This is a genomic window from Kitasatospora sp. NPDC034023, from assembly GCF_055575795.1.
Genome location: NZ_JBVIRY010000019.1, coordinates 35,939 through 60,763, shown reverse-complemented (window position 1 = coordinate 60,763; position 24,825 = coordinate 35,939). Strand labels below are relative to the sequence as shown.

The 24,825-nt window shown below is 72.9% G+C and carries 25 protein-coding genes and 1 pseudogene; 13 read left to right on the top strand and 13 right to left on the bottom strand.

Features of this window, described 5'->3' with window-relative positions; translation table 11 throughout:
- The first annotated feature begins 23 nt into the window (after nucleotides 1-23).
- Both ACZ52R_RS24515 and ACZ52R_RS24510 read left to right on the top strand, forming a co-directional pair.
- Nucleotides 24-758 (top strand): tyrosine-protein phosphatase, encoded by a 735-nt coding sequence (locus ACZ52R_RS24515; protein WP_465754142.1) that lies wholly within the window; start codon nucleotides 24-26, stop codon nucleotides 756-758.
- Between the two features lie 103 nt (nucleotides 759-861).
- Nucleotides 862-1,422 (top strand): DinB family protein, encoded by a 561-nt coding sequence (locus ACZ52R_RS24510; protein ID WP_465754141.1) that lies wholly within the window; start codon nucleotides 862-864, stop codon nucleotides 1,420-1,422.
- 13 nt (nucleotides 1,423-1,435) lie between these two features.
- On the opposite strand, the gene ACZ52R_RS24505 is transcribed toward ACZ52R_RS24510, so the two are convergent.
- Complete coding sequence (locus ACZ52R_RS24505; RefSeq protein ID WP_465754140.1) at nucleotides 1,436-2,404, bottom strand: pentapeptide repeat-containing protein; 969 nt, start codon at nucleotides 2,402-2,404, stop codon at nucleotides 1,436-1,438.
- Between the two features lie 129 nt (nucleotides 2,405-2,533).
- Between ACZ52R_RS24505 and ACZ52R_RS24500 the strand changes: the two genes are divergently transcribed.
- Complete coding sequence (locus ACZ52R_RS24500; RefSeq protein ID WP_465618602.1) at nucleotides 2,534-3,190, top strand: GNAT family N-acetyltransferase; 657 nt, start codon at nucleotides 2,534-2,536, stop codon at nucleotides 3,188-3,190.
- A gap of 47 nt (nucleotides 3,191-3,237) precedes the next feature.
- Here ACZ52R_RS24500 and ACZ52R_RS24495 read toward each other — a convergent pair whose 3' ends face one another.
- Entirely contained in the window at nucleotides 3,238-4,023 is a 786-nt protein-coding gene (locus ACZ52R_RS24495; RefSeq protein WP_465618600.1) for an SGNH/GDSL hydrolase family protein, read from the bottom strand.
- A gap of 315 nt (nucleotides 4,024-4,338) precedes the next feature.
- Nucleotides 4,339-4,692 (bottom strand): annotated as a pseudogene (locus ACZ52R_RS24490) (winged helix-turn-helix transcriptional regulator); the annotation flags it as partial.
- Between the two features lie 97 nt (nucleotides 4,693-4,789).
- Between ACZ52R_RS24490 and ACZ52R_RS24485 the strand changes: the two are divergent.
- Both ACZ52R_RS24485 and ACZ52R_RS24480 read left to right on the top strand, forming a co-directional pair.
- On the top strand, nucleotides 4,790-6,004 hold the full coding sequence (locus ACZ52R_RS24485; protein WP_360499315.1) for a pyridoxal phosphate-dependent aminotransferase: 1,215 nt from the start codon (nucleotides 4,790-4,792) through the stop codon (nucleotides 6,002-6,004).
- Nucleotides 6,005-6,025: 21 nt separating this feature from the next.
- Nucleotides 6,026-6,358 (top strand): YnfA family protein, encoded by a 333-nt coding sequence (locus ACZ52R_RS24480; RefSeq protein ID WP_465754139.1) that lies wholly within the window; start codon nucleotides 6,026-6,028, stop codon nucleotides 6,356-6,358.
- A gap of 72 nt (nucleotides 6,359-6,430) precedes the next feature.
- On the opposite strand, the gene ACZ52R_RS24475 is transcribed toward ACZ52R_RS24480, so the two are convergent.
- The 4 genes from ACZ52R_RS24475 to ACZ52R_RS24460 form a co-directional block, all read right to left on the bottom strand.
- Nucleotides 6,431-8,098: a purple acid phosphatase family protein gene (locus tag ACZ52R_RS24475; RefSeq protein ID WP_360499311.1), complete on the bottom strand. Its 1,668-nt coding sequence runs from the start codon at nucleotides 8,096-8,098 to the stop codon at nucleotides 6,431-6,433.
- A 209-nt stretch (nucleotides 8,099-8,307) separates the two neighbouring features.
- The gene (locus ACZ52R_RS24470; protein WP_360499309.1) at nucleotides 8,308-8,559 is read right to left on the bottom strand and encodes a hypothetical protein; all 252 of its coding nucleotides are present in this window, start codon (nucleotides 8,557-8,559) and stop codon (nucleotides 8,308-8,310) included.
- 115 nt (nucleotides 8,560-8,674) lie between these two features.
- On the bottom strand, nucleotides 8,675-9,103 hold the full coding sequence (locus ACZ52R_RS24465; protein WP_465618597.1) for a (2Fe-2S) ferredoxin domain-containing protein: 429 nt from the start codon (nucleotides 9,101-9,103) through the stop codon (nucleotides 8,675-8,677).
- Between the two features lie 96 nt (nucleotides 9,104-9,199).
- On the bottom strand, nucleotides 9,200-10,855 hold the full coding sequence (locus ACZ52R_RS24460; RefSeq protein WP_465754138.1) for an FAD-binding dehydrogenase: 1,656 nt from the start codon (nucleotides 10,853-10,855) through the stop codon (nucleotides 9,200-9,202).
- Nucleotides 10,856-11,190: 335 nt separating this feature from the next.
- Here ACZ52R_RS24460 and ACZ52R_RS24455 point away from each other — a divergent pair, with 335 nt between their 5' ends.
- Complete coding sequence (locus ACZ52R_RS24455; RefSeq protein ID WP_465618593.1) at nucleotides 11,191-12,129, top strand: SGNH/GDSL hydrolase family protein; 939 nt, start codon at nucleotides 11,191-11,193, stop codon at nucleotides 12,127-12,129.
- Between the two features lie 123 nt (nucleotides 12,130-12,252).
- On the opposite strand, the gene nicT is transcribed toward ACZ52R_RS24455, so the two are convergent.
- On the bottom strand, nucleotides 12,253-13,353 hold the full coding sequence (gene nicT, locus ACZ52R_RS24450) for a Nickel transporter NicT (RefSeq protein ID WP_465754177.1): 1,101 nt from the start codon (nucleotides 13,351-13,353) through the stop codon (nucleotides 12,253-12,255).
- Nucleotides 13,354-13,611: 258 nt separating this feature from the next.
- On the opposite strand from nicT, the gene ACZ52R_RS24445 reads away from it, so the two are divergent.
- The 4 genes from ACZ52R_RS24445 (at nucleotide 13,612) to ACZ52R_RS24430 (ending at nucleotide 18,307) form a co-directional block, all read left to right on the top strand.
- Nucleotides 13,612-14,577, top strand: coding sequence for a hydrolase (locus ACZ52R_RS24445; protein ID WP_465618591.1), 966 nt, complete (start codon nucleotides 13,612-13,614; stop codon nucleotides 14,575-14,577).
- 150 nt (nucleotides 14,578-14,727) lie between these two features.
- On the top strand, nucleotides 14,728-16,590 hold the full coding sequence (locus ACZ52R_RS24440) for a CocE/NonD family hydrolase (RefSeq protein WP_465754137.1): 1,863 nt from the start codon (nucleotides 14,728-14,730) through the stop codon (nucleotides 16,588-16,590).
- Nucleotides 16,591-16,644: 54 nt separating this feature from the next.
- The gene (locus ACZ52R_RS24435; RefSeq protein WP_465618587.1) at nucleotides 16,645-17,340 is read left to right on the top strand and encodes an aspartate/glutamate racemase family protein; all 696 of its coding nucleotides are present in this window, start codon (nucleotides 16,645-16,647) and stop codon (nucleotides 17,338-17,340) included.
- Nucleotides 17,341-17,554: 214 nt separating this feature from the next.
- Nucleotides 17,555-18,307 (top strand): alpha/beta hydrolase family protein, encoded by a 753-nt coding sequence (locus ACZ52R_RS24430; RefSeq protein ID WP_465754136.1) that lies wholly within the window; start codon nucleotides 17,555-17,557, stop codon nucleotides 18,305-18,307.
- 92 nt (nucleotides 18,308-18,399) lie between these two features.
- Here ACZ52R_RS24430 and ACZ52R_RS24425 read toward each other — a convergent pair whose 3' ends face one another.
- Nucleotides 18,400-18,708 carry a cupin domain-containing protein gene (locus ACZ52R_RS24425; protein WP_360499292.1) on the bottom strand — a complete coding sequence of 103 codons (309 nt, stop codon included), beginning with the start codon at nucleotides 18,706-18,708 and terminating at the stop codon, nucleotides 18,400-18,402.
- Nucleotides 18,709-18,779: 71 nt separating this feature from the next.
- Here ACZ52R_RS24425 and ACZ52R_RS24420 point away from each other — a divergent pair, with 71 nt between their 5' ends.
- Nucleotides 18,780-19,586: a hypothetical protein gene (locus ACZ52R_RS24420; RefSeq protein WP_465754135.1), complete on the top strand. Its 807-nt coding sequence runs from the start codon at nucleotides 18,780-18,782 to the stop codon at nucleotides 19,584-19,586.
- On the opposite strand, the gene ACZ52R_RS24415 is transcribed toward ACZ52R_RS24420, so the two are convergent.
- Both ACZ52R_RS24415 and ACZ52R_RS24410 read right to left on the bottom strand, forming a co-directional pair.
- Entirely contained in the window at nucleotides 19,553-20,545 is a 993-nt protein-coding gene (locus ACZ52R_RS24415) for an aminoglycoside phosphotransferase family protein (RefSeq protein WP_465754134.1), read from the bottom strand. The two genes, ACZ52R_RS24420 and ACZ52R_RS24415, sit on opposite strands and share 34 nt — an antisense overlap.
- Nucleotides 20,546-20,652: 107 nt before the next feature.
- The gene (locus tag ACZ52R_RS24410) at nucleotides 20,653-21,384 is read right to left on the bottom strand and encodes an SDR family oxidoreductase (RefSeq protein ID WP_360499408.1); all 732 of its coding nucleotides are present in this window, start codon (nucleotides 21,382-21,384) and stop codon (nucleotides 20,653-20,655) included.
- Between the two features lie 123 nt (nucleotides 21,385-21,507).
- On the opposite strand from ACZ52R_RS24410, the gene ACZ52R_RS24405 reads away from it, so the two are divergent.
- Entirely contained in the window at nucleotides 21,508-22,356 is an 849-nt protein-coding gene (locus ACZ52R_RS24405; RefSeq protein WP_465754133.1) for a LysR family transcriptional regulator, read from the top strand.
- On the opposite strand, the gene ACZ52R_RS24400 is transcribed toward ACZ52R_RS24405, so the two are convergent.
- A complete protein-coding gene (locus tag ACZ52R_RS24400) occupies nucleotides 22,332-23,186 on the bottom strand; it encodes a helix-turn-helix transcriptional regulator (protein WP_465663843.1) in 855 nt (284 codons plus the stop codon). The genes ACZ52R_RS24405 and ACZ52R_RS24400 overlap by 25 nt on opposite strands.
- Before the next feature lie 103 nt (nucleotides 23,187-23,289).
- On the opposite strand from ACZ52R_RS24400, the gene ACZ52R_RS24395 reads away from it, so the two are divergent.
- Nucleotides 23,290-24,024 (top strand): SDR family NAD(P)-dependent oxidoreductase, encoded by a 735-nt coding sequence (locus tag ACZ52R_RS24395; protein ID WP_360499282.1) that lies wholly within the window; start codon nucleotides 23,290-23,292, stop codon nucleotides 24,022-24,024.
- A gap of 13 nt (nucleotides 24,025-24,037) precedes the next feature.
- Here ACZ52R_RS24395 and ACZ52R_RS24390 read toward each other — a convergent pair whose 3' ends face one another.
- The gene (locus tag ACZ52R_RS24390) at nucleotides 24,038-24,703 is read right to left on the bottom strand and encodes an HAD family hydrolase (RefSeq protein ID WP_360499280.1); all 666 of its coding nucleotides are present in this window, start codon (nucleotides 24,701-24,703) and stop codon (nucleotides 24,038-24,040) included.
- Between the last annotated feature and the right edge of the window lie 122 nt (nucleotides 24,704-24,825).

Genomic DNA, 24,825 nt, shown 5'->3' with positions numbered 1-24,825 from the left:
CGGCCTGTCCTAGAGTGCCGCGCATGACGACGCGTCACCACACCTTCGATGCCCTGCACAACTTCCGCGACCTGGGGGGCTATCCGGCCGCCGGAGGACGGTCCGTACGGTGGGGCCTGCTCTACCGCTCCGACTCGCTCGGCAAGCTCACCTCGCCCGCCGACCTCGACAAGCTCCGGGCCCTCGGCGTCCGGACCGTGATCGACCTCCGCTACCCCTGGGAGATCGCCGCCAAGGGCCGGGTGCCCGACGTCGACGGACTGGAATACCACAACCTGTCGATCGAGCACCGCCCCTACGACCAGGCCGAGATCGACCCGGAGCTCGACCCCTGGCGCTACCTCGCCGACCGCTTCGCCGAGGTCGCCGAGGACGGGGTGAAGGAGATCCGCCAGGTCCTGGACGTGATCGCGGCCGCCGACGCCCCGGTCGTCTTCCACTGCGCCTCCGGCAAGGACCGCACCGGGCTCATCGCCGCCCTGCTGCTCACCCTGCTGGGCGTCGCCGAGGACGACACCGCCGCCGACTTCGCCCTCACCGAGCTCGCCACCCCGCACTTCATCGCCGACTGGCACGCCGCCCACCCCGACCGCGTCCTGCGCTGGCCCGGCTACGGCCGCGCCCCGGAGACCGTCATCCGCCTCACCCTCGCCGACCTCGCCGCCCGCTACGGCTCCGTCGACGGCTACCTCACCGGCACCCTCGGCATCGACCGCGACCAGGTCGCCGACCTGCGCGCCCGCCTGCTCACCGACTGAGCCGCGCCGTTGCCCGCACGGGAAGTCGGACCGGCCGACTTCCCGTGCGCCCGCGGCGATAACTCGGTGGCGGGCAGGAGCGGTTGCGACAACCATGCACGGTATGACCGAGCAACCCGCGCGACGGACCGAGGCGACCGTCTACCCCGACATGTGGGCCGACCCGGACGCCGACCCCCGCAACAGCGAAGGCCCCAGCCCCGACGGCGAACTCGGGACGCTGGAGGACTACCTGACGAACTACCGGCTGACCCTGCGGATGAAGTGCGAGGGCCTGGACGCCGAACAGCTGGCCCGCCGCTCGGTCCCGCCGTCGACGATGTCCCTGCTCGGGCTGGTCCGGCACCTGGCCGAGGTCGAGCGGGACTGGCGCAACTGGCTCACCGAGGACGAGCCGCTGCCCAAGCTCTACGGCACGCGGGACGCCGACTTCGAGGGGGCGGTGGCCGAACAGGCCGTGGTGGAGGCCTCGTTCCGGGACCTCGAACGCGAGCAGGCCGCGACGGACGCCGCGCTGGCGGGGTACGCCGACCTGGGCGAGCGGGTCGGGAAGGGCGGGATCGCGATCCGGGAGGTGCTGCTGCACCGGGTCGAGGAGTACGCCCGGCACTGCGGGCACGCCGACCTGCTGCGCGAGTGCGTCGACGGCCGGGTGGGCCAGTAGCCCCTGGGCCGCTCTAGTGGCGACGCCCCCGGGCCGGCCGGCCGCCGGACCTGCCGGAACCGGAACCGGAACCGGCCTCGGACCCGGACCCGGCACCGGACCGGGACCGGGGCTTGGCCGCCGGGGCCGCCACCGGCAGCGCCGTGGTGGGCCAGTGGGCGGGGCGGGTGAGGCCGGCCGGGAGGCGGGTGGCGGCGTCGCCGCGGGCGGCGTGGAGCTGGGCCTGGGTGAGGAAGAGGGCCGTACTGAGGTCGGCTCCGGCCAGGTTGGTGTCGCGCAGGTCGGCGCCGATCAGGTCGGCGAGCCGCAGGTCGGCGCCGGCGAGGTCGGCGGCCACCAGGAGCGCCCCGCGCAGGTTGGCGCCCCGCAGGTCGGCGCCGCGCAGGCGGGCGCCGAAGAAGTCGCCGCCGCGGTGTTCGCGGCGGCGCGGGACGGCGGCGCGGACGAGTTCGCCGGCGCGCAGCAGGAGCTCGCTGACACGCTGCCGGTGGGCCGGGACGTCGACGGCGAGGATCTCCTCGGGGGTGCCGCCGGCCAGCCGGTCGGTCTCTTCCAGGGCCTGTCGCAGCTCGGCATGGAGGGGGCGGGCGGGCTCGAAGGTGAGCGCCTCGGTGAGGTACTGGAGGAGTTCGTGCAGCTGCCGCACGATCGGGAAGACCTCGAACATCGGCCCGGCGCTGTCCGGCTCCTCGCGCCAGCTGCGGCCGCCGAAGGTCACCTGGGAGACCCGCTGCCCGGCGCCGAAGCAGTCGTAGACGGTGCAGCCCGGGAAGCCGCTCTCGCGCAGCCGCGCGTGGATGCCGCAGCTGAAGTCGGTCTGCAGGTTGCGGCAGGGGGTGCCGGCGGACTTGTTCATGGCGAAGTCGGTGCCGGCGGTGAACGGCAGGGCGGCGCAGCAGAGCCCGAAGCAGCTGCCGCAGTCGGACTGGAGCGGGGTCGGCGCGGCCGCCGTGGGGTCCTGCGGCGGCTGGGTCTCGCGCACGTTCCGGGGTCCTTCCAACTGGGCGCCGGTGCGGCGCCGTGAACCCCGAAATCCTACTGGGCAGACCACCCGAACCGCCTGTAAGGTATGAACTGCACAAGTGACTATTACATGCAAAGGGTGGGCATCATGACGGAGCCGGGCATCAGGGAACTGGTCCGGATGTGGATCTCGGGCTGGGCCGTCTCGCGCGGCTCCGCCGAGCCGGTGGACCAGCCCTGGGGCTGGAGCATCGACGTCGGCGCGCCGGTCGGGGAGGTGGGCCGGCACGTGCTGCCCGAGCCGACCGAGGCCGAGGTCCGCAAGATCGCCGAGGCCACCACCGCGCCGACCACCTGGCTGAAGCTGTTCGCCGAGGGCGACACCGTGCGCCCCTGGCTGGGCCCGCAGTGGCGGCTGGACGCGCCGGGCTTCCTGATGAGCGTCCCGCTCGCCCCCGAGCGGCCCGAGCCCCCGGCCGGCCACACCGTGACCATCTGGGAGCGCGGCGGAGTGCTCCGGACGCTGGTGCGCACCGAGGCCGGGCATCCGGCGGCCCGCGGCCAGGCGGGCCTGGCCGGCCCGGTGGCCGTCCCCGACCAGATCACCACGGTGCCCGAGTTCCGCCGCCGGGGCCTGGGCGCCCTCGTGATGCGGACGCTGCAGTCCGCCGCGTACGAGCGGGGCGCGCGCACCGGCGTACTGGTCGGCACCCCGGAGGGACAGGCGCTCTACACCGCGCTCGGCTGGACCACCCACGCCCCGATGGCGAGCCTGGTCCTGGAGCCGAAGCCGGCTGCGGCCTAGGGGCTGCCTTCGAACTCGCCCCGCAGGCGGGAGCTTGAAGGCAGCCGCTACGAGTACGGCAGCAGCTCGGCCCGCTTCGGCGGGCGGCCGTCGCCGGAGGAGCGGCCGGTCAGGCGGCGGCCGATCCACGGGCCGAGGTGGGTGCGCAGCCAGCGGGCGTCGGCGCGCAGGCGCTCGGCGCGGCCGGGCGGGGCGGCGACGGGCAGCGGGGCGCGCCAGTCGAAGGAGGCGGGGCGGCCGAGCGCCTCCAGCACGCCCTCGGCGACCCGCCGGTGGCCTTCCGGCGAGAGGTGCAGCCGGTCCTCGGCCCACATGCGGCGGTCGTCGAAGCAGGGCGCGGAGAAGAGGTCGACCACGGCGAAGCCGTCCTGCCGGCCGAGTTCCTGCACGAAGGCCTTCATCCGCAGGATGGTGGGCAGCAGCCGGGCGCCGCCCGCCATCCTGCGGGTGGGGTCGGTGCTGGTGAACAGGACGACGGTGGCGCCGGTGGCCCGCAGTTCGCGGGCGCAGTCGCCGAGCAGCCGTTCGACCCGGTCGATGTCGCAGCCGGGGCGCAGCACGTCGTTGAGGCCGCCGGCCAGGGTGACCAGGTCGGCGCCCATGGCGGCGGCCGGGGCGAGCTGCTCGTCGTGGATCTGGCCGATGAGCTTGCCGCGGACGGCGAGGTTGGCGTAGCGGAAGTGGCCGTCGGTGTGCTCCGCCGCCAGTGCCGAGGCGACCCGGTCGGCCCAGCCGCGGTAGTGGCCGTCGGGCAGCAGGTCGTCGCACATGCCTTCGGTGAAGGAGTCACCGAGGGCGACGTAGTCGACGTAGCTGCGATAGGGGGTGGGCACGGGCTGGCCTCCGCTCTCCTGGGACGGCTTCGCGGTCCGACGATCGTACGTGTGCGCCTGCGCGGCCCTGCGGGGAGGTCCCGCGTCAGGGCCCTGCGGGGAGGTCCCTGACCTCGGCGCTCATCGCGCGTCGAGCGTTCGTTTATCGGCCCGCGCCACCCTGGGGCCACGGGGCGGCGGCCGGCGACGGGGGCCTTGCCGCCGCCCCGCACCCCCCGCACCACACCTCCCCGGACCGCCCCGCCCGGACCGCCTCGCCTCGCCGGGTCGTCAGCCCGCGACCGCCGCCGCCTCGTCCCCCGCCTTGCGGGGCGTGAACCAGTGCTCGCGCACGGCGTCGGTGGGCCGCTGCTCGCCGAGGGCGGTCAGGCCCCACTCCCCCAGTGCCTCGATGACCGGCCGCAGTTCGCGCCCGCGCTCGGTCAGCTCGTAGACCGTCGCGTTGGCCGGTCGTTCCAGTCGCCGCCGCGTGGCCAGCCCCTCGCCCTCCAGTTGCTTGAGCCGGGCGGCCAGGATGTCGGTGGAGACTCCGGGCAGGTCGGCGTGCAGGTCGGTGTAGCGGCGGGGGCCGCCGAGGAGTTCACGGACGATCAGGAGGCTCCAGCGTTCCCCCACCGCGTCCAGGGCGCGGGCGACGGCGCAGTACTGGTCGTAGCTTCGGCGTGACATGTGGATCAGCATAGCCAAAAGGTTGGACTTTCCAAGTGCCAACTTGGTAGAACAAAGCAGAAGCAACGGAGCGGTGGTGACGGTCGGGAGGCCGCAGGTGGAGTTTCGACAGTCCAGCAAGCTGAATGACGTGTGCTACGAGATCCGGGGCCCGGTGGTCGACCAGGCCAACGCCCTGGAGGAGGCCGGGCACACCGTCCTCCGGCTGAACACCGGCAACCCGGCACCGTTCGGCTTCGAGGCGCCCGAGGAGATCATCCAGGACATCATCCGCAACCTGCCCAAGGCGCACGGCTACAGCGACTCGCGCGGCATCCTGCCGGCCCGCCGCGCCGTGGTGCAGTACTACCAGCAGCGCGGGGTCCAGGGCGTCACCGTCAACGACGTCTACCTCGGCAACGGCGCCTCCGAGCTGATCCAGATGTCCGTCACCGCGCTGGTGGACGACGGCGACGAGGTGCTCGTGCCGATGCCCGACTACCCGCTCTGGACCGCCGTGGTCCGACTGGCCGGCGGCAAGGCCGTGCACTACCTGTGCGACGAAGAGGCCGAGTGGTACCCGGACCTGGACGACATCGCCGCCAAGATCACCCCCCGCACCAAGGCGATCGTCGTCATCAACCCCAACAACCCCACCGGCGCGGTCTACCCGAAGGAACTGCTGGAGGGCATCCTCGACCTGGCCCGCCGCCACCAGCTGATGGTCCTGGCCGACGAGATCTACGACAAGATCCTCTACGACGGCACCGAGCACCACTGCCTCGCCGCCCTCGCCGACGACGTGCTCACCCTCACCTTCAACGGCCTCTCCAAGTCCTACCGGGTGGCCGGCTTCCGCAGCGGCTGGCTGGTCGTCTCCGGGCCCAAGCAGCACGCCACCGACTACCTGGAGGGCCTCACCATGCTCTCCGGCATGCGGCTGTGCCCCAACGTGCCCGCCCAGTACGCCGTCCAGGCCGCGCTCGGCGGCCACCAGTCCATCAACGACCTGGTGCTGCCCGGCGGCCGGCTCACCGAGCAGCGCGACATCGCGGTCAAGGCGCTCAACGAGATCCCCGGCGTCAGCTGCGTCAAGCCCAAGGGCGCCCTGTACGCCTTCGCCAAGCTGGACCCGGCGGTGCACCGGATCGTCGACGACGAGCAGTTCGTGCTGGACCTGCTGCTGCGCGAGAAGATCCACGTCGTCCAGGGCACCGGCTTCAACTGGCCCCGCCCGGACCACTTCCGCTTCGTCACCCTGCCCCGCGCCGACGACCTGGAGACCGCCGTCAACCGGATCGGCCGCTTCCTGGCGACGTACCGGCAGGGCTGACAGCACGTACGCTCACCGGTCATGACCGTCCTGCGCTCCGTCGCCCTGTTCGTCCTCGCCGCGCTCGCCGAGATCGGCGGCTGCTGGCTGGTCTGGCAGAGCGTGCGCGAGCAACGGCCCTGGTGGCTGGCCGGGTTGGGAGTGGTGGCGCTCGGCGCGTACGGCTTCGTCGCGGCGCTGCAGCCGGACAGCGCCTTCGGCCGGGTGCTGGCCGCGTACGGCGGGGTGTTCGTGGCCGGCTCACTGCTGTGGGGCGTGGCCGTGGACGGCTTCCGGCCGACCCTCTACGACGTGGTGGGCGCGCTGATCTGCCTGGCCGGGGTCGCCGTCATCATGTACGGCCCCCGGCGCTGAGCACCGGAGAGCCGACGCCGGTGCCCCGGGGTCGGAGTTCCGACCCCGGGGCACCGTCACGACCGCCCGGGACTACCAGCCCCAGCCGCCGCCCTCGCCGTCGTCGTCGCGGCCGGAGTCCCAGCCCTCGCCGACCTTGCGCAGGATCGAGTAGTTGTCGATCTGCGTGCCGTCCTCGGCCAGCGCGGTGACCTTCATGACCGACTTCTGACCCAGGTGCGCCGGGGTGACGTCGACCTTGATGAAGGAGTAGCCGGTGTAGCGCACCCGCGACCACTGGATGGTCTCGGGGGTCTTCACCCGGCCCTTGCCCCAGTAGTAGGTGGCGACCTCGTCCCGGTGGTTCTCGTGCCCCTCGTAGGTGTCCGGCACGTCGAACTTGTACAGGCTGCGGCCGGCCGCGCCCGCGGTCACGTAGACCACGCCGTCCTTCTCGGGCTCGATGGTGGCGCCGCTCGGCACCTGCTTCGAGACCTTGTTGCCCAGGATGGCGTCGGTGCGCTCGTAGATGTGGTTGTGGCCGTTGATGACCAGGTCCACCCGGTACTTCTCGAACAGCGGCACCCAGGCCTCGCGGACGCCGCCCTCGGAGGCGTGCGCGACAGTGGTGGAGAAGGCGCAGTGGTGGAAGAAGACCACGACGAAGTCGATGGTCTCGTCGTTGCGCAGGTCCTTGAGGGTGCGCTCCAGCCACTTGGTCTGCTTGCCCGCCGAGAGGCCCAGGTTGGCCGGGATCTCGTAGGAGACGTCGTTGGCGTCCAGGGAGATGACGCCGACGTTCTTGTAGCGGAAGGTGTAGACGCCGGGCACGGTGCGCGGGTCCGGGCCGTTGTTCGGCAGGAAGAAGCGGGTGTTCTCGCCGCCGTAGCCGTTGGGCGAGTACCAGGCCTCGACGTCGTGGTTGCCGTAGGCGACCATCCACGGGATCTCGGCGGCGACCGTCTCGGTCTGGACCAGGAAGTCGTCCCAGGTCTTCGCGTTGTAGACGGACTTGTCCGGGTCGGTGCCGGAACCGGCCGGGTCGGCGTAGCAGATGTCGCCGGCGTGCAGGTGGAAGGCCGGCTTCTGGGCCTTGATGATGTGGTCGTTGCCCGCCGCGTGCGAGCTGACGCCCTGGTCGCCGAAGGCGGTGAAGGTGAACGGCTCGTACACCTTGCCCCAGCGGTGGTCGCGGGAGGGCGCGGTGCGGAAGGTGTGCAGGGTGGAGATCTGCTGCTGCGAGGCGGGGTCGAAGCCCTCGTGGCCGACACCGTAGTAGTACGTGGTGTCGGGGTGCAGGTCCTCCAGCGCCACGTGCAGGTAGTACTGGTCCACCGGCTGGCTGCCGGGGGTCAGCGCCGGGGTGTGCAGGGCGCGGACCTCGGCCTGCACCTTGTGGCTGAGCTCCCAGGGGGTCTTGCCGAAGCGCAGGAACGGCTTCTTGACCGGCGCCGGGACCTGCCAGGAGACCCGGAACTGGGTGTCCGGCTCGGGGCCGAACTGGAGGTGGCGACCGACCGGCGCGACCAGCGAACCGTCGATCCCGTCCGTCGTGCCGCCCGTCAGCAGCTGCGGGCCGGCCGGCGCCGCGAAGGCGGTGCCGCCGCCCAGGGCGCCGCCGACGGCGACGGCGCCGACGGTCACGGCACCGGCACGCAGCATCCGGCGGCGGGAGAAGCGGGCCCGCAAGTACTCGTGCTGCTCGGCCGTGCTCATGCGGTCGGCAAGCTTGGCCGGCACGCCCATGTTGGGGATATCCATGCGCGGGACTCTGTCAGCGGCGCGTGGATCGCACGCGGACGCGCGGTGAACGGGTCGCAGCGCGTCCCCCATTCGAACGCCAATGTTCGACCATGGTTCGGTAAAGGGCATGTCCGCGTCGATCCGACGCCGGATCATGACCGCCACCGGCTGCGCCACCTGAGCGGATGTCGACGGATACCACGACGAGGGGGGAACGTGCCGGAGGGTCAGGAGGGTTCGTCCCACTGCGTGGCGGTCCGGTTGCCGGTGCCGTCGCAGGTGCGGCAGATCTCGTCCCGGTAGGCGTGCTTGGCGCCGGTCGCGTCCACCCGGTAACGCACGTACTCCCCGGTGCCGTCACACAGGAAGCAGTTGCCGCCCCCGCCGCCCACCTCGGTGGTGCCGGTGCCCTGGCAGGTCCGGCAGCTGAGGCCGGCGGTCCGGCCGGTGCCCGCGCAGATCCGACAGACCGTCGTCATCGTCTTCCTCCCTCGCGCGGAACGGCTCGACGCCACCGGTCATGGTAGTGGTGCGGGCCGCCGAACCACCCCGGGGCCGACGATCTGACAATCGATCAGGATTCCGGCCCGGAAGTCACTCCGGCAGGGCCTCACGGACCCGGCGGGAGACCGAGATCAGCTGGAGGTCGAGCAGACCGGGCGGGTCGGCGAGGCCGGGGCCGCCCGCGCGCACCCAGGTCGCTATGTCGTCGATCATCTCGTCCATCAGCACGAAGCCGAGCCAGACCGGCCGCCCGCCCGCGGCCCGGCCCTCACCGGAAGGGCCGACCACCACCACGTTGGACTGGCTGCACACGTCCAGGCACTTGACGGCCCGGACCCGGCCCGCTTCTCCCACCGCCGTCCGCAGCCGCTCGTACTGCCCCGCGTGGTCCACGCCGGGGTGCTTCGCCTCGGTGCCGCAGCAGCAGCCGCGGCAGACCGTGACGGTCACCGGGGAGCCGGCGCCCCGCTTCCGGTCGTGGCCCTGGGCGCCGTCGCGGTCGCGGTCTCGGCGGCTCATCGGTTCTGGTACCCCTCGTGGTCGGCGGCGCGCTCTGCACCCGCACTGTATCCCCGGGGCCGAGCCGCCCCCCACCGCCCGCTGCCCCGGCGTCCGTCATCCCACCGCCCGGGCCGCGGCCCGCCCCGCCGTACGGCCCGAGAACAGGCACCCGCCGAGGAACGTCCCCTCCAGCGAGCGGTAGCCGTGCACGCCCCCGCCGCCGAAGCCCGCCGCCTCGCCCGCCGCGTACACCCCCGGCAGCACCTCCCCGTCCGGCCGCAGCACCCGCGAGGACAGGTCGGTCTCGAGCCCGCCCAGCGACTTGCGGGTCAGGATGTTGAGCCGGACGGCGATCAGCGGGGCGGCGTCGGGGTCGAGGACGCGGTGCGGGGCGGCGGTGCGGACGAGCTTGTCGCCGAGGTAGCGGCGGGCGCCGTGGATGGCGGTGACCTGGAGGTCCTTGGCGAAGGGGTTGGCCAGCTGCCGGTCGCGGTCCTCGACGGTGCGGCGCAGCTCGTCGGGGTCGATCAGCGGCTCGCGGGTCTTGGCGTTCATGCCCCGGGCGAGGTCGGCGAGGTTGCCGGCGACGACGAAGTCCCGGCCGTGCCGCAGGTGGCCGCGGACCGGTCCGGGGGCGCCGGGCAGGGTGCGGCCGAGCACGCCGCGCACGGATTTCCCGGTCAGGTCGGGGTTCTGTTCGGAGCCGGAGAGGGTGAACTCCTTCTCGATGATGCGCTGGTTGAGCACGAACCAGGTGTACTCGTACCCGGTGGACATGATGTGTTCGAGTGTCCCGAGGGTGTCGAAGCCGGGGAACAGCGGGACGGGCAGCCGTCGGCCGCGCGCGTCCAGCCAGAGCGAGGACGGGCCGGGGAGGATCCGGATGCCGTGGCGGGCCCAGATCGGATCGAAGTTCTCGATGCCCTCGGTGTAGTGCCACATCCGGTCGCCGTTGATCAGGCTGGCCCCGGCGGCGCCGGCGATGTCCAGCATCAGGCCGTCGACGTGCGCGGGCACGCCGGAGAGCATTCTGGCGGGTGGGGTGCCGAGCCGGGCGGGCCAGGCCTTGCGGACCAGGTCGTGGTTGCCGCCGATGCCGCCGGAGGTGACGACGACGGCTTGGGCGCGCAGTTCGAAGTGTCCGGCGACCTCGCGGGAGCTGGCCTCGCCGCGGGGGGCCGGGCTGGGCTCCAGCACCTCGCCGGTGACGGTGTCGACGGCGCCCGCGGTGGCGGTCAGTCCGGTGACGCGGTGTCGGAAGCGCAGGTCGACCAGTCCGCGCGCGGCGGCGTCGCGGACCCGGCGGACGAAGGGCGCCAGCAGTCCCGGGCCGGTGCCCCAGGTGATGTGGAAGCGCGGCACCGAGTTGCCGGGCCCGTCGGCGAGGAAGCCGCCGCGCTCGGCCCAGCCGACCACCGGGAAGAACCGCACGCCCATTCCGCGCAGCCAGGACCGCTTCTCGCCCGCCGCGAAGTCGACGTAGGCCTCGGCCCAGCGGCGGGGCCAGGCGTCTTCGGGGCGGTCGAAGCCGGCGGTGCCGAGCCAGTCCTGCCAGGCGAGGGCGTGCGAGTCGCGGATCCGCATCCGGCGCTGCTCGGGCGAGTCGACCAGGAAGAGGCCGCCGAAGGACCAGTGCGCCTGTCCGCCGAGCGAGGCCGCCGGTTCCTGGTCGAGCAGGATCACCTTCCGTCCGGCGTCGGCGAGTTCGGCGGTGGCGGCGAGGCCGGCGAGTCCCGCTCCGATGACGATGACGTCGGCGTCCAGGGCCATGCGCAGTCCTCCGTCGCGGCTCGCGGTGGCGGCGGGTGGGGGCACCGCCGTCGCTGTGCGCCCGATACTGCGGCCTGCGGTGACGTTCGGTCAACCATTGGTCGACCGGTTGGTGACAACCGCGTGCATGAATTCCGCTCCACACCGTTTCGGAAATACCTCCGATACACGGTGGAGCGAAATTCGAAATGTCACGCGACTCCATCTGACGGAATTTCGGCAATTTCTGCGCAAACCATGGACGCCCACGAAACCTGGCAGTAACTTACCTGCGAGTAGCTGTGGCCCGGCTCGGCACCACCCCCACCCGTCGTTTCTCTCCCCCAGGAGGAACCGTGCTCCGCCCTGCCCGGAATTCCCGGCACCTCCGCAATTCCACCGCGCTCGCCGCGGTCGCCCTCGGCGCCGCCCTGGCACTCACCTCCACCAGCGCCCAGGCCGCCACGCCCGCCCCGAAGCACCTCGTGGCACTCGGCGACTCCTACGCCGCCGGCGCCGGCGTACCCGGCCAGTCGGCCGGCCTCTGCCTGCGCTCCGACCACAACTACGGCCACCTGGTCGCCGCCGCCCTCAAGGCCGGCGCGTACACCGACGTGACCTGCGCCGCCGCCAAGGTCAAGGCGATGACGCAACCCCAGTACGACGCGTTCATCAAGGTCAACGACCCCCAGCTGGGCGCGGTGACCCCCGACACCGACCTGGTCACCCTCGGGATCGGCGGCAACGACCTCGCGGCCAGCGACCTCGGACTCGGCGAACTGGTCGCCACCTGCATCGCCGGCGCCGTCGTCAACCCGCTCGGAACGCCGTGCAAGGACGTGTACCACCACGGTTACTGGGACTGGAGCACGTGGTCCTGGCAGTACGGCAACGACGACCTGGCCGAGCGGATCACCACCACTATCGCCCCGCAGATCGCCGACACCCTCCAGCGCATCCACAGCAAGGCCCCCAAGGCCAAGGTACTGCTGGTCGGTTACCCGTCCGTGCTGCCCGCCGACGGCTCGTCCTGCGTGCTGCGCCAGCCCGTCACCCCCGGCGACGTCGAGTACATGCACGGCGTGCTCGACAAGCTGAACGCCGCGCTCAGGGCCACCGCGGCCGCGGGCGGCGCGACCTACGTCGACACCGCCACGCCGACCCTCGGACACGACGTCTGCTCGGACGACCGCTGGATCGAGGGCGCGCTGCCCGGCTCGCCCGCCGTGCCGTTCCACCCGAACGCGACCGGCGAGAAGGTGATGGCGGACGCGGTGCTCGCCGCGCTGCGGTAGGACCCGTCCCCAGGACCCGTCCCGCTCCCGGAAAGCCCCGAGGGGCCGGTGACCAGACCCCGGTCACCGGCCCCTCGGTTCGGGCCGCGCGTTGCTTCACCCGTGCGCTGCTCGGCTTGTGCGTCAGTCGGACTCGGCCGAGGCGGCGGCCAGCCCGGCCGACCACTTCTCCTCGACGTTGCCGAACTTCCAGTAGGCGATCGCCGCCGCCCAGGTGAGCACGAACAGCCCGACGATCGCGTAGCCGACGAAGTTGAGGTCCACCGAGCCGATCCAGGCGATCGGCCCGCTGGTGATGTCCAGCTTCTCGCCGAGCAGGCCGATCAGCTCGACCGAGCCGATGACCAGCGCGACCAGCACCGACAGCCCGGTGACGGTCAGGTTGTAGTAGATCTTGCGGACCGGCTTGGAGAAGGCCCACTCGTAGGCGAAGTTCATGAACGAGCCGTCGATGGTGTCCAGCAGGCTCATCCCGGCCGCGAACAGGATCGGCAGTGTGAGCAGCGCGTACCAGGGCAGCGAGAATGCCGCCGCGCCGCCCGCCAGCACCAGCAGGGACACCTCCGTGGCGGTGTCGAAGCCCAGGCCGAACAGCAGGCCCACCGGGTACATGTGCCAGGGCTTGGTGACGGCCCTGGTCACCCGGCCGAGGATGCGGTTCATCAGCCCGCGCCGCTCCAGCTGGCGCTCCAGCTCGGCCTCGTCGTACTCGCCCACCCGCATCTTGCGGAAGACCTTGAGGATGCCGTTGAAGGCGCCCAGGTTGATCAGGCCGAGGAGCAGCAGGAAGGTGCCGGAGACGGTGACGCCGATCAGGCCCGTCATCTCGTGCAGCGTCGAGTCGTCGGACTCCACCTGGCCGGCCAGCGAGCGGATGCCGAAGGCCAGCAGCGCGCAGAGGCCGAAGACGATCGAGGAGTGCCCGAGCGAGAACCAGAAGCCGACCGACAGCGGCCGCTTGCCCTGGCCCATCAGCTTGCGGGTGGTGTTGTCGATGGCGGCGATGTGGTCGGCGTCGAAGGCGTGCCGCATGCCGAGGGTGTAGGCGGTCAGGCCCATGCCCGCGCCGAATACCTGGCCGCCGACGGTGTAGTGCTCGGGTGCGACGAGCGCGAGCAGGGTGAACCAGCCGACGACGTGCAGCGCGAGGATGAACCCGCCCATTCCGGCCAGGCGGATCCACTCCTCACGGGTGAGCCGGTCGCGCCAGCGAGGGGCGGTCATCATCGGGTCCTTTCGGCGGAGCGGGCAGAGCCGGTCGGTGCAGCGGGCAGAGCTGGGCCATCTTTCCGCCTGGACACGCGCAGTTGCAAGTCATGCGCAATTACGGTCTGGTTTCTGCCCACCTCGAGATCCCCACGATCCGTACAGGGCTTCGTCACCTCCCGGGCCTTTCTCCGGCCGCTCTACGCGCGGATACTCCCGTTCTACGCGCGAAAACTCGGGCGCCGAACACCTCAACTCCCCACGGAGGAACGGCACATGACGATCCGCATTCGAACCGTCGCGGCCCTCTCCGGCGCGGCGCTGCTCGCGGCCGGTCTCACCACCCTCGCCCCGGCCGCCACCGCCGCCCCGGCCACGACCGCCTCGGCCGCCACGACCACCTCGGTGAGCGCCACCCCGCACCGGGTGCTGTTCGACAACAGCAAGGCCGAGACCGCCGGCAACGCCGACTGGATCATCAGCACCAGCCAGCCCGACCCGCTCGCCCAGAACCCCAGCCCCACCACCGAGAAGAGCTGGACCGGCGCGCTGTCCGCCTGGGGCGTCGCCCTCCAGAAGACCGGCCAGTACAGCCTCAAGACCCTCCCGGCCGGCTCCACCATCACCTACGGCACCGGCGGCGCGCTCGACCTCGCCAACTTCGACACCTTCGTCGTCCCGGAGCCCAACATCCGGCTCAGCGCGGCCGAGAAGACCGCGGTCATGAAGTTCGTCCAGAACGGCGGCGGACTCTTCCTGATCTCCGACCACAACAACAGCGACCGCAACAACGACGGCTGGGACTCGCCGAAGATCATCAACGACCTGCTGACCAGCAACGGGGTCAACAACAACGACCCCTTCGGCTTCTCGGTCGACCTGCTCAACATCACCACCGACAACCCGCGCGCGGTCAACGACGCCACCGACCCCGTCCTGAACGGCTCCTTCGGCACCGTCACCGGCTCCATCCTGCGCAACGGCACCACCTTCACCCTGAAGCCCGCCGACAACCCCTCGGTCAAGGGCCTGGTCTACCGGACCGGCTACAGCGGCAACACCGGCGCCTTCTTCGTCACCAGCACCTTCGGCTCCGGCCGGGTCGCCATCTGGGGCGACAGCTCCCCGATCGACGACGGCACCGGCCAGTCCGGCAACACCCTCTTCAACGGCTGGGACGACCCGGCCGGCACCGACGCCGCCCTCGCCCTCAACGCCACCGCCTGGCTGAGCAAGGCGTAACCGCCGAGGGGCCCTCGCCAGGAAAACGGCCGGTTCCTCCCCTAGGGTCGGAATGCCGACGCCCGCGGCGCGCACGTACGGACACCCGTACGACCCGCGCGCCGCGGGCCCGCCGGCGCCCACCCGGCCCGGGACCCGATGGGAGCGGCCATGCCGTCGTACCCCTTCCACACCACCCGCGAGGACGTCCGCATCCCGCTGCCCGACGGCACGCTGCTGGCCGGCCGGCTGTGGCGGCCGGTCGACGACGAGCCCGTCCCGGCGCTGCTGGAGTACTCCGGCGGCCGCCTCACCGACCGGACCGCCGCCGAGGACGCCCGCCGCCACCCCTGGTACGCCGGCCACGGCTACGCCGTCCTGCGGGTCGACACCCGCGGGCACGGCAACTCCGCCGGCACCCCCGGCGAGCCCGGCGGCGAACAGGAGCTGGTCGACGGCGCCACCGTGGTCGACTGGCTCGCCCGCCGCCCCCACGCCAGTGGCCGGGTCGGCCTGCTCGGCGTCGGCGCCGCGGGCACCACCGCGCTGCGCCTGGCCGCCCGGGTGCCGGAGACCGTCGGCGCCGTGGTCACCGTCTGCCCCGAGGGCGGCCACCGGCTCGGCGGCGCCGTGCTCGCCGCCGACCTGCACACCCGGCTCACCGCCCTGGTCGCCGACGCCGCCCTGCCCCCGGACCCGCGCCACGTCGGCGACGCCTGGCGCGGCCGCTGGCTGACCCGGCTGGAGACCCTGGAGCCGCCCGTCGACACCTGGCTCGCCGCCGGGGAGAGCACCGTGCCGATCTCCGTCCCCACCTTCGCGATCGCCGGCTGGGGCGACCCGTCCTGCTCCTTCGTGCTGCGCCTGCTCGCCGAGTCCCCCACCGCGCGCGCCCTGATCGGCCCCTGGCCGCACGGCCTGCCCGAGGACGCCCTGCCCGAGACCCTGCGCTGGTGGGACCACTGGCTGCGCGGCGTCGACACCGGTGCCACCAAGGAACCCGCCCTGCGCAGCTGGATCAGCACCCGCTGGGCCGGCGACGACGCCTGGCCCTCCCCCGACGTCCGCGAGATCCACTACGGCCTGGACGGGCCGCTGCGCACCGCCGGCACCGCCTCCGACGACCGCTACGTCCACGTCCGCTCCCCGCAGCACACCGGCCTCAACGCCGGCGCCTACCTCCCGCGCGGCCGCCCCGCCGACCAGCCGCCCGACCAGCGCGAGGAGGACGGCCGCTCGGTCTGCTTCGACTCCCAGCCGCTGCCCGAGCCGGTCGAGCTGCTCGGCGCCCCGACGGTACGGCTGCGGCTGCGCGAGGGCGGGCCCGCGCCGCTGGTGGCGGTCCGGCTCTGCGCGGTCGGCCCGGACGGCACCTCGGAGCTGGTCACCCGGGGCGTCCTGATCGCCCCGCCCGACGCCGGGCCGGACGCCGAAGTGGAGCTGGCCGCCTGCGGCCGGACGGTCCCGGCCGGGCACCGGCTTCGGCTCGCCTTCTCCTCCGTCTACTGGCCGTGGGTGTGGCCCCCGGCGGACGCCGCCGGATACGCCCTCGACCCGTCCCGGTCCACCCTGAGCCTGCCCGTCCGCCACCTCGCCGCCGACGTCGGCGCCACGCCCATCACCTTCGAGACCCCGGCACTGCCCGATCCGCTCGACATCCACCTCACCGAGCCGCTCACCGCCCGGCCCGAGCACCTCACCATCCACGACATCGGCCGCCACGAGTGGCGCACCGAACTCTCCCCCGCCACCGACGGCACCCGCACCCACCCCGACGGCCTGGTCCGCGACGAGCACACCGTCACCGCCTACCGCGTCCTCACCGACACCCCGCTCAGCGCCCAGGCCCGCACCGACCACACCGTACGGCTGGAGCGCCCCGACATCGGCTGGGACGTCACCGTCCAGACCCGCGCCCAACTGCGCTGCGACGCCGGGCACTTCCTCAGCATCGTGCAGCTGCGGGCGCTGGAGGCCGGGTCGGTGGTGTTCAGCCGCGAGTGGCAGCACCGGGTACCCAGGGAGAGAACCTAAAAGATAGTCTTATGGAGTTGTCTTCCTTTCTCGAATTCCCTTATAAATGACGCCATGAAGACCATCGGCCTCATCGGCGGCATGAGCTGGGAATCCACCGCCGAGTACTACCGCCTGCTGAACGAACTCACCCGCGACCGGCTCGGCGGGCTGCACTCCGCGCAACTCGTGCTCTACTCGGTCGACTTCGCCGCCATCGAGCAGCTGCAGGCGGCTGGGCGCTGGGACGAGGCCGGCGAGGTCCTGGCAGCCGCGGCGCGGTCCCTGGAGGCGGCGGGCGCGGAGTTGCTGCTGATCTGCACCAACACCATGCACAAGGTCGCCGACCAGGTCGCGGCCGCGGTCGCCGTCCCCCTTCTGCACCTGGCCGACGCCACCGCGCTGGCCGTACGGGCGGCCGGCGCACAGCGGATCGGGCTGCTGGGGACGGCCTTCACCATGGAACAGGACTTCTACCGAGGGCGGTTGGCCTCGCACGGCCTGGACGTCCTCGTTCCCGAAGCCGACTCCCGCGCCCTGGTCCACCGGGTGATCTACGAGGAACTGTGCGTCGGCGTGGTCCGCGACGAATCACGGGCCGCCTACCGGCGGGTGATCGAAGAGCTGGTGGCGGCGGGCGCGGAGGGGATCGTGCTCGGCTGCACCGAGATCGAACTCCTGGTCCGGCCGGAGGACAGCCCGGTCCCGGTGTTCCCCACCGCTCGTCTGCATGCGGAGGCTGCCGTGGCCGCCGCCCTCGGCGACCGGTGACGGGAAACGGGCAGGAGAGCGGGCAGGAAAGGGGCTTGCACGGGGCGGCGTTCGAGGTACAAGATCTTCCCTGACCGAGACACCGTCAGAGGAGGTGAGACCCGTGAAGGCTGTATCCCCGTGGGTGCTCCCCCTCTTCGTCACGGTCGGCGACTGACGTAGCCGTCGCCGGGAGCGCCTTCCTTCCTCAAGGCCCTTCCGAAAGGCACCAACCATGTCTGCTTTCCAGTTCACCGCCGATTCCACCGCGAACGGCATCCGCGAGCGCGACTTCACCGTGGGCGACGTCCCCGGCGTGCTCTGGTCCCCGGCCACCGGCACCGACCGCGCCCCGCTGGTCCTGATGGGACACGGCGGCGGCAACCACAAGAAGCACCCCGCGATGTCGGGCCGCGCCCGGCTCCTCGTACACGGTTACGGCTTCCACGTCGCCGTCATCGACGCACCCGGCCACGGCGACCGGCCGCGCACGGCACACGACGAGGCGGAAATCGCCGAGATGTTCCGGGTGCGGGCGGCCGGCGAGCCCGAAGGCCCCATCGTCGTCCGCTACAACGAGCACCTGGCGAAGCTCGCCGTGCCCGAGTACCACGCGACCCTGGACGCCCTCCAGCAGCTCCCCGAGATCGGCACCGACGGGCCGGTCGGCTACTGGGGCATCAACATGGGCACCGCGATCGGCATCCCCTTCGTGGCGGGCGAGCCCCGGATCACCGCCGCCGTCTTCGGCCAGCACTGGCCCGAGGTCCTGGCCGAGCAGGCGAAGCGGATCACCATCCCGATCGAGTTCGCCCTGCAGTGGGACGACGAGCACATCTCCCGCGAGGACGGTGTCGCGCTGTTCGACGCCTTCGCCTCCAAGGAGAAGTCCCTGCACGTGAACGCGGGCAAGCACAAGGAGCTCCCCCGCTTCGAGGCCGACAGCGGCGCCCGATTCCTCGCCCGCCACCTCACCAGCCGGACGTGACCCCACCGGCGCCCGGCCACCCCGGCCGGGCGCCCGGCCCCGCAGGCCCCCCGGAAGCCGGGAAGCCCGGAAGGCCGGCCCCGGGGCGGCGATCACCCCTCCACCGCCACCTCCACGATCAGCAGGGTCCCCCGGCTGCCCGCCCGGACGGCGTGCCGCGCGCCCGCCGGCACGACGCACAGCTCGCCGGCCCGTACGGTCGACTCCTCGCCGTCCAGGAGCAGTTCGAGGCACCCCTCGGCGACGAACAGCACCTCGGCCGTCCCGTGCACCTCCGGCGCCAGCTCCCGCCCGTCCATCCGCAGCACCTTCACCGCCGCAGCCCCGACCCGCCCCAGCACCTGGGAGTGCCAGGCCTCGGGCAGCCGCGCCGCCCGCTCGTTCACATCGACCACGCTCATGGCCCCGGACGCTACCCGGGGCGGCCCGGACGTTGGTTGACCGTTTCGTAAAACCTGCCAGGATCGCCGGGGTGAACGCTCGCGCACTGTACGAGGCCCTGCTCGACACCGACGGCCCGCCCGAGGACGTCATCGGCCCCTGGCTCGCCCGGGAAGGGGCCGGCGGCTACGCCGAGCGGCTCCGGACCGCCTCGACCCACCACCCCTGGTGGGGCGACGAGGACGGCCAGGGGCTGCTGTGGGAGCTCTACGCCCTCGGCCGGGTCGCCGACGTCCTGCTGATCGACCCGCAACTGCCCTCGTACCTCGGCCTGTTCACCGCGCTCGGCATGACGCCGTTCGAGGACGCCGCGCCCTTCGACCCGTTCCTGCACGAGATCGTCGAGGTCGAGCAGGCCGAGGACCCGCAGGCGCCGATCGAAGTCCTGGCGGTCCGCCACCCGGGGCTGATGCTGGGCGAGCTGCTGTTCAACCGCGCCGGGGTACGGATCCGGGCCGGTGCGGAGCACGCCGAGCGCGGGGTGGCGGACCGCTCCCCGCTCTACTGGACCTTCCGCCGGGCCGACCGGCCCACGCACGACCTGTCCCACGGCTGGGGCGGCAACTCCCAGTGGCGCACGGACCTCCGCCTCGACTACCGCACCCCCGAGGGCGACCACCTCAACGTCACCGAGGACGGCTCGGTCGACGGCCGCCCCGACCTCGGCCACTACAAGGACCTCGGGCCCGACGAGCGCCTGCTCACCCCTGCCGAACGGCGCGAACTCCTGCGCCACCGCTGCCTCCTGCGCACCCCCGACGCTGCGACCGCCGACTCCCCCGGCTGGGCGGAGGAACTGTTCCCCTACGAGTGGCGGCTGCCGGCCGGGGAGGCGTGAGCGGTACCCGAGGCACGACCGGTACCCGAGGCACGATCGGTACCCGAGGCACGATCGGTTCCCGAGGCGTGATCGGCCAGCACCTCGCCGATCACGTACCGGGCGATGCCCGTCATCCGCGGGCTGGTCTCGCGGTAGTAGGCCAGCTCCATCAGCGCGACGGACAGCGCCCAGCCCCGGCCGCGCGCCCAGGTCGCGTCGTCGGCGGCCACGCCCGCCCGGAAGGCGGCACGGGCCGCCACGGGGAGCACGTACCAGGCGGCGATCAGGTCCACGGCCGGGTCGCCGAGGCCCGCGCAGCCGAAGTCGATGACGGCGCTCAGCCGACCGCGCCCGTCCAGCAGCAGGTTGCCGGGCTGCAGGTCGGCGTGGATCCAGACCGGCGGGCCGGGATGCCCGGGGGCCCGGAGTGCGTCCTCCCAGGCGCCGGTCGCAGCCCCGGTGTCGATGACGTCCGCCAGGGCCGCGATCGCCGTCCGGACCGCGCCGTCCCGCTCCGGCAGGGACTCGCTGCGGTAGGAAGCGGGGCCGCCGGCCGGGTCCACCCGGCGCATGGCGGTCACGAAGGCCGCCAAGTCGGCGGCCAGCAGGGCCGGTTCGGCCACCTGCCCGACCACCGGGTTCGCACCGTCGAGCCAGCGGAGGACCGACCAGGGCCACGGGCAGCCGTCCACCGTCCCGCTCCGGGCCAACGGTACGGGCACCGCGACCGGAAGCTCCGGGGCCAGGCGCCGCAGCCAAACGCACTCCTTCTCGATGTCCTCGACGGCCCCCGGGATCCGCGGGATGCGCACCACCAGGTCCGCACCCAGCCGGTACATCGCGTTGCTGGTCCCGGCCGCGGCGACCGCCTCGACCGGCAGGGCCGCCCAGTACGGGAACTGCGCGGCGACCATCCGGCGGACCAGGGCGTCGTCGATGGCGAGTTCGCCGGCGTGCATCGTGCGGGAGGAAGGCATGGCGCCCGACCCTGCCAGCAACCATCGGCCCGGGCAACCGAATTAGCCCGCGCGGCCACCAGGCCACCGGCTGCCAACCGCCAGGCCACCGGTTTCCAGGGCACCGGCTACCAGGCCACGTCCTTGCCCTCGTGGTCCAGGAACCGGAGCCCCGGCTCGCCGCGGTGGCGCTCGATCGTCCCCACCACGCCGGGAACGCTCTCCTCCACGCTCAACTCCGCTTCCATGCCGCCGAGTTCGGTCCGAACCCAGCCCGGGTCCATCAGCAGCAGGCTGCGCGCGCTCCCGGCCTGACGGACGGCGTAGCAGCGCATCAGCTGATTCAGCGCGGACTTGCTCGCCCGGTACAGGTCCTGCCCGCCCTCGGTGTTCAGGGCGATGCTCCCCTGGTCGGAGGACATCACCCCGATGGTCCCGGTCGGCGCGACCAGCGGGCCGAGGGTCTCCACGACGCGCATCGGGCCGAGCGCGTTGGTGGCCATCACCTCGGTGAACATCTCCGTCGGCACCTCGCCGATCGGCAGGTCGCCGCGGGCGACGGCGGCGTTGACGAAGAGCAGGTCGAGGGTGCGCCGGGCCAGCCGGTCGCGCAGGGCCGCGATCTGCTCCGGGTCGGTCATCTCCAACTGCTCGACGGTCAGCCGCCCGTCGGCGGAGTCCGCCAGGTCGTGCAGGCCGGTGCGGCGGCTGCCGCGCACGGTGCCGATGACGTCCCAGCCGCGGCGGAGGTACTCGGCGGCGATCCCGAGACCCAGGGTGCGGGAGGCGCCGATGACGAGGGCTGTCCTGCGCGGTTCGGCGGCGACGTGGGTGTCCGCCGCGAGGCGGGTGTCGGCCATGGAGTGCGTGTCGGCTGTGGAACGGGTGTCGGCCGTGGAGTGGGTGTCGGTCATGGGTCGAGTCTCCGAGCGGCCGGGGCCGGGCGTCCAATACCCTTCCGCACGCATTGATACCGTGCGGGCATGGATCTGGACCTGCGCAAGCTCCGCTACTTCCTCGCGGTGGCCGAGCACCGACAGTTCGGCCGGGCGGCCCAGGAGCTGTTCATCGCGCAGCCGGTCCTCAGCCGGCAGATCCGGGCGTTCGAGCGGGAGTTGGGCTTTCTGCTGTTCACCCGGACCACCCGCAGTGTCGAACTGACCGCTGCCGGACGGCAGTTGCGCGAGGAGGCGCAGCGGATCACCGCCACGGTGGACACCGCCCTGCGGCGCGTCCAGGAGGCCGCGCGCGGCGAACAGCGGCTGGTCGTCGCCTTCTCGCCCGGCCTGCACGTGTCGGAGGCGATCCGGGCGTTCACCGCGCGCCACCCGGACATCGGGGTCGACGTCCTCCCGCTGCGCTGGTGGGAGCAGGACGCCCCGCTGCGCGACGGCCGCGCGCACGTCGGCTACCTGCGGCGGCCGTTCGACGACACGGGGCTGCGCACCGTCCCGATCGGCCAGGAGGCCAAGGTGGCCTGCCTGCCGGTGACGCATCCGCTGGCCGGCCGCCGTGCCCTCACCTCGGCCGACCTCGACGGTGAGCCGATCCTCGACGCCAGGAAGCGTCGGACGTCCTCCCTGGACGAGAAGTTCGAGCTGATCGCCTCCGGGCAGGGCATCGCACTGGTCCCGCTCAGCGTCACGGGCTCGTACTCCCGTCCCGACCTGGTCTACCTGCCGGTCACCGACTCGCTGCCCGTCGAGACCTGCCTGGCGGTCCCGGAGGGCGGTGGCACCGGCCCCGTACCGGACTTCCTGGCCATCGCCACCACCACCCTGCGCCGGCCCGCCGCGGACGCACCCGCTCACTCCCGCACGGCCAGGTCCTGACTGCCCACCACCTTCAGCAGTCGCAGCGCCGTGTGCGACGGCGTCCCGGGGGCTGCGGTGTAGAAGATCGTCCACTGGTCCCGGTGCGGGTCGTGCAGCGCCTCGCAGTCGAGGTCGAGCGGGCCGACCACCGGGTGGAGGATCCGCTTGCGGGTCGAGCGGCGGACCTCCACGTCCTGCCGCGCCCACAGCTCCCGGAACTCGGCGTCGGCCGCGAGCAGCCGCTCGACCAGGGCGCGCAGGGCGCTGTCGGCGGGGTAGCGGGCGGCGGCGGACCGCAGGTCGGCGACCGCGCGGCGGCCGAACTCGGCCTGGCCTGAGGCGTCGTGGCGGGCGCGGGTGTCCGGGTCGGTGAAGAAGCGCCAGATCAGGTTGCGCTCGCCGGGCGGCGGGGCGGAGAAGTCACCGAGCAGGGCGGCCGCCATGGGGTTCCAGGCGAGGATGTCGCGGGCGGCGCTGCAGACCATGGCCGGGGTGTCGTCCAGCCGGTCGAGCAGGTGCAGGATGCCCGGCCGGACGTCCCGGGACAGCGTGCTCGGGGGCAGCGGCGGCTCGCCGACCAGGTGGTGCAGGTGGGCGGTCTCGTCCTCGGACAGCCGCAGGGCCCGGCTGATCGCCCCGATCATCTGGCGGGACGGCCGCGGCCCCCGGCCCTGTTCCAGCCGGATGTAGTACTCCACCGACATCCCCGCGAGCTGCGCGACCTCCTGGCGGCGCAGGCCCGGGGTGCGGCGCCGTCCGCCGGCCGGCAGGCCGACGTCGGCGGGCTGGATGCGGGCGCGCCAACCCCGCAGGAAGGCGGCCAGCTCCGCCCGGTCCACGTTTTCCACGGCCCCAGTCTGGCCCGACCACGTGCCCGGCCACCATGGGACCGCCGATACCACCCTCGACAGTGCTCTCCCGGCCCCGGCGCCACCGGGCCAGGGTGGGGCCATGAACACCAACCGCATCGTCCTGATCACCGGCGCCAACAAGGGCATCGGCCTGGCCACCGCCGGGGAACTCGCCCGCGCCGGGCACACCGTGCTGATCGGCGCCCGCGACCCGGAGCGCGGTGAAGCGGCCGCCGCCGGGCTCGCCGCCGAGGGCCTGGACGCCCGCTTCGTCCGCCTGGACGTGACCGACCCGACGACCGTCGCCGCCGCGGCCGAGCTGATCGCCGCCGAGTACGGCCGACTGGACACCCTGGTCAACAACGCGGGCATCGCCCGGGACTGGCGGCGCACGCCGGAGGAGCTGCCGGTCGAGGCCGTGCGCGAGACCTACGAGACCAACGTCTTCGGCGTCATTGCCGTCACCAACGCCATGCTGCCGCTGCTGCGGAAGTCACCGGCCGGGCTGATCGGCAACGTCTCCAGCGGCCTCGCCAGCTTCGCCTTCCTGGCCGACCCGGACTCCCCGGTCTGGGAGCACGCGACCCTGCTCGCCTACAACTCCTCCAAGGCGGCGCTGAACGCCGTCACCCTGGTCTACGCCCGGGCGCTGCGCGATTCCGCCGTCAAGGTCAGCTCGCTGGAGCCGGGCTACTGCGCGACCGACCTCAACGAGCACAGCGGCCTCGCCACCGTCGAGGAGGGCGGCCGGCGGATCGCCCGGCAGCTCGGCGAGGCGGCCGCCGGGCCGACCGGCCGGTTCTTCCACGCCGAGGGTGGCCACCACTCCTGGTGACCACCCCTGGTGACTAGGCCGGCTGAACCGCGCCGGCCGCGATCAGCCCCGGCAGCTCGCGCATGTCGTGGAAGACGACCGTGCCCGGCCCGGCCAGCCGCTCCGCCGCCGTGACGCCGCCCGCGTAGCCGAGCGATCGCATCCCGGCGGCGCGGGCGGCCGTGACGCCGGGCGCGCTGTCCTCGACCACGACGCAGGCCGCCGGGTCGACGCCCATGCTCCGCGCGGCGTGCAGGAACAGGTCGGGCGCGGGCTTGCCGTGCTCGACCTCGGTGGCGCTGAAGATCCGCCCGGCGAAGCGCTCGTAGAGTCCGGTCCGGCCCAGGGTGTGCCGCATCTTCTCGTGCGCACCGCTGGAGGCCACACACGCGGGCAGGCCGATCGCGTCGAGCGCCTCCGGCAGGCCGTCCACCGGGGTCAGGCCGGCGTCCACGGCCTCGGCGTGCAGCTCGTGGAACCGCTTGCCCCACACCGCCGCCGTCTCCGCCCCGAGCCGCTCGGCCACCAGCGCGTTGTTGACCGCCTCCGACCGCCCGACGAACCGCTCGATCGCCTCCGCCTCGGTCAGCGGCCAGCCCAGTTCCTCCCCCAGCCGCACCAGCACCCGCACGGCGATCACCTCGCTGTCCACCAGCACGCCGTCACAGTCGAATATCACCAGCTCAATCGGCTTGATCACCCGGACAGCATACGGCGGCGGCCGTCCACGAACGGGGCCCGACCCAAGGGGCTTTCCCGGTCCTGGAGTTGCGGCGGAAGACCGCGCAGCCCGGCCCCGGCGGACCGGGGGCCGGGCTGCGC

Excerpts from the sequence above, each read along its gene's own strand:
- ACZ52R_RS24515 (WP_465754142.1), top strand. The coding sequence starts at position 24 with ATGACGACGCGTCACCACACCTTCGATGCCCTGCACAACTTCCGCGAC.
- ACZ52R_RS24510 (WP_465754141.1), top strand. The coding sequence starts at position 862 with ATGACCGAGCAACCCGCGCGACGGACCGAGGCGACCGTCTACCCCGAC.
- ACZ52R_RS24500 (WP_465618602.1), top strand. The coding sequence starts at position 2,534 with ATGACGGAGCCGGGCATCAGGGAACTGGTCCGGATGTGGATCTCGGGC.
- ACZ52R_RS24480 (WP_465754139.1), top strand. The coding sequence starts at position 6,026 with ATGACCGTCCTGCGCTCCGTCGCCCTGTTCGTCCTCGCCGCGCTCGCC.
- ACZ52R_RS24475 (WP_360499311.1), bottom strand. The coding sequence starts at position 8,098 with ATGGATATCCCCAACATGGGCGTGCCGGCCAAGCTTGCCGACCGCATG.
- ACZ52R_RS24470 (WP_360499309.1), bottom strand. The coding sequence starts at position 8,559 with ATGACGACGGTCTGTCGGATCTGCGCGGGCACCGGCCGGACCGCCGGC.
- ACZ52R_RS24465 (WP_465618597.1), bottom strand. The coding sequence starts at position 9,103 with ATGAGCCGCCGAGACCGCGACCGCGACGGCGCCCAGGGCCACGACCGG.
- ACZ52R_RS24460 (WP_465754138.1), bottom strand. The coding sequence starts at position 10,855 with ATGGCCCTGGACGCCGACGTCATCGTCATCGGAGCGGGACTCGCCGGC.
- nicT (WP_465754177.1), bottom strand. The coding sequence starts at position 13,353 with ATGACCGCCCCTCGCTGGCGCGACCGGCTCACCCGTGAGGAGTGGATC.
- ACZ52R_RS24445 (WP_465618591.1), top strand. The coding sequence starts at position 13,612 with ATGACGATCCGCATTCGAACCGTCGCGGCCCTCTCCGGCGCGGCGCTG.
- ACZ52R_RS24440 (WP_465754137.1), top strand. The coding sequence starts at position 14,728 with ATGCCGTCGTACCCCTTCCACACCACCCGCGAGGACGTCCGCATCCCG.
- ACZ52R_RS24435 (WP_465618587.1), top strand. The coding sequence starts at position 16,645 with ATGAAGACCATCGGCCTCATCGGCGGCATGAGCTGGGAATCCACCGCC.
- ACZ52R_RS24430 (WP_465754136.1), top strand. The coding sequence starts at position 17,555 with ATGTCTGCTTTCCAGTTCACCGCCGATTCCACCGCGAACGGCATCCGC.
- ACZ52R_RS24425 (WP_360499292.1), bottom strand. The coding sequence starts at position 18,708 with ATGAGCGTGGTCGATGTGAACGAGCGGGCGGCGCGGCTGCCCGAGGCC.
- ACZ52R_RS24415 (WP_465754134.1), bottom strand. The coding sequence starts at position 20,545 with ATGCCTTCCTCCCGCACGATGCACGCCGGCGAACTCGCCATCGACGAC.
- ACZ52R_RS24410 (WP_360499408.1), bottom strand. The coding sequence starts at position 21,384 with ATGGCCGACACCCGCCTCGCGGCGGACACCCACGTCGCCGCCGAACCG.
- ACZ52R_RS24405 (WP_465754133.1), top strand. The coding sequence starts at position 21,508 with ATGGATCTGGACCTGCGCAAGCTCCGCTACTTCCTCGCGGTGGCCGAG.
- ACZ52R_RS24395 (WP_360499282.1), top strand. The coding sequence starts at position 23,290 with ATGAACACCAACCGCATCGTCCTGATCACCGGCGCCAACAAGGGCATC.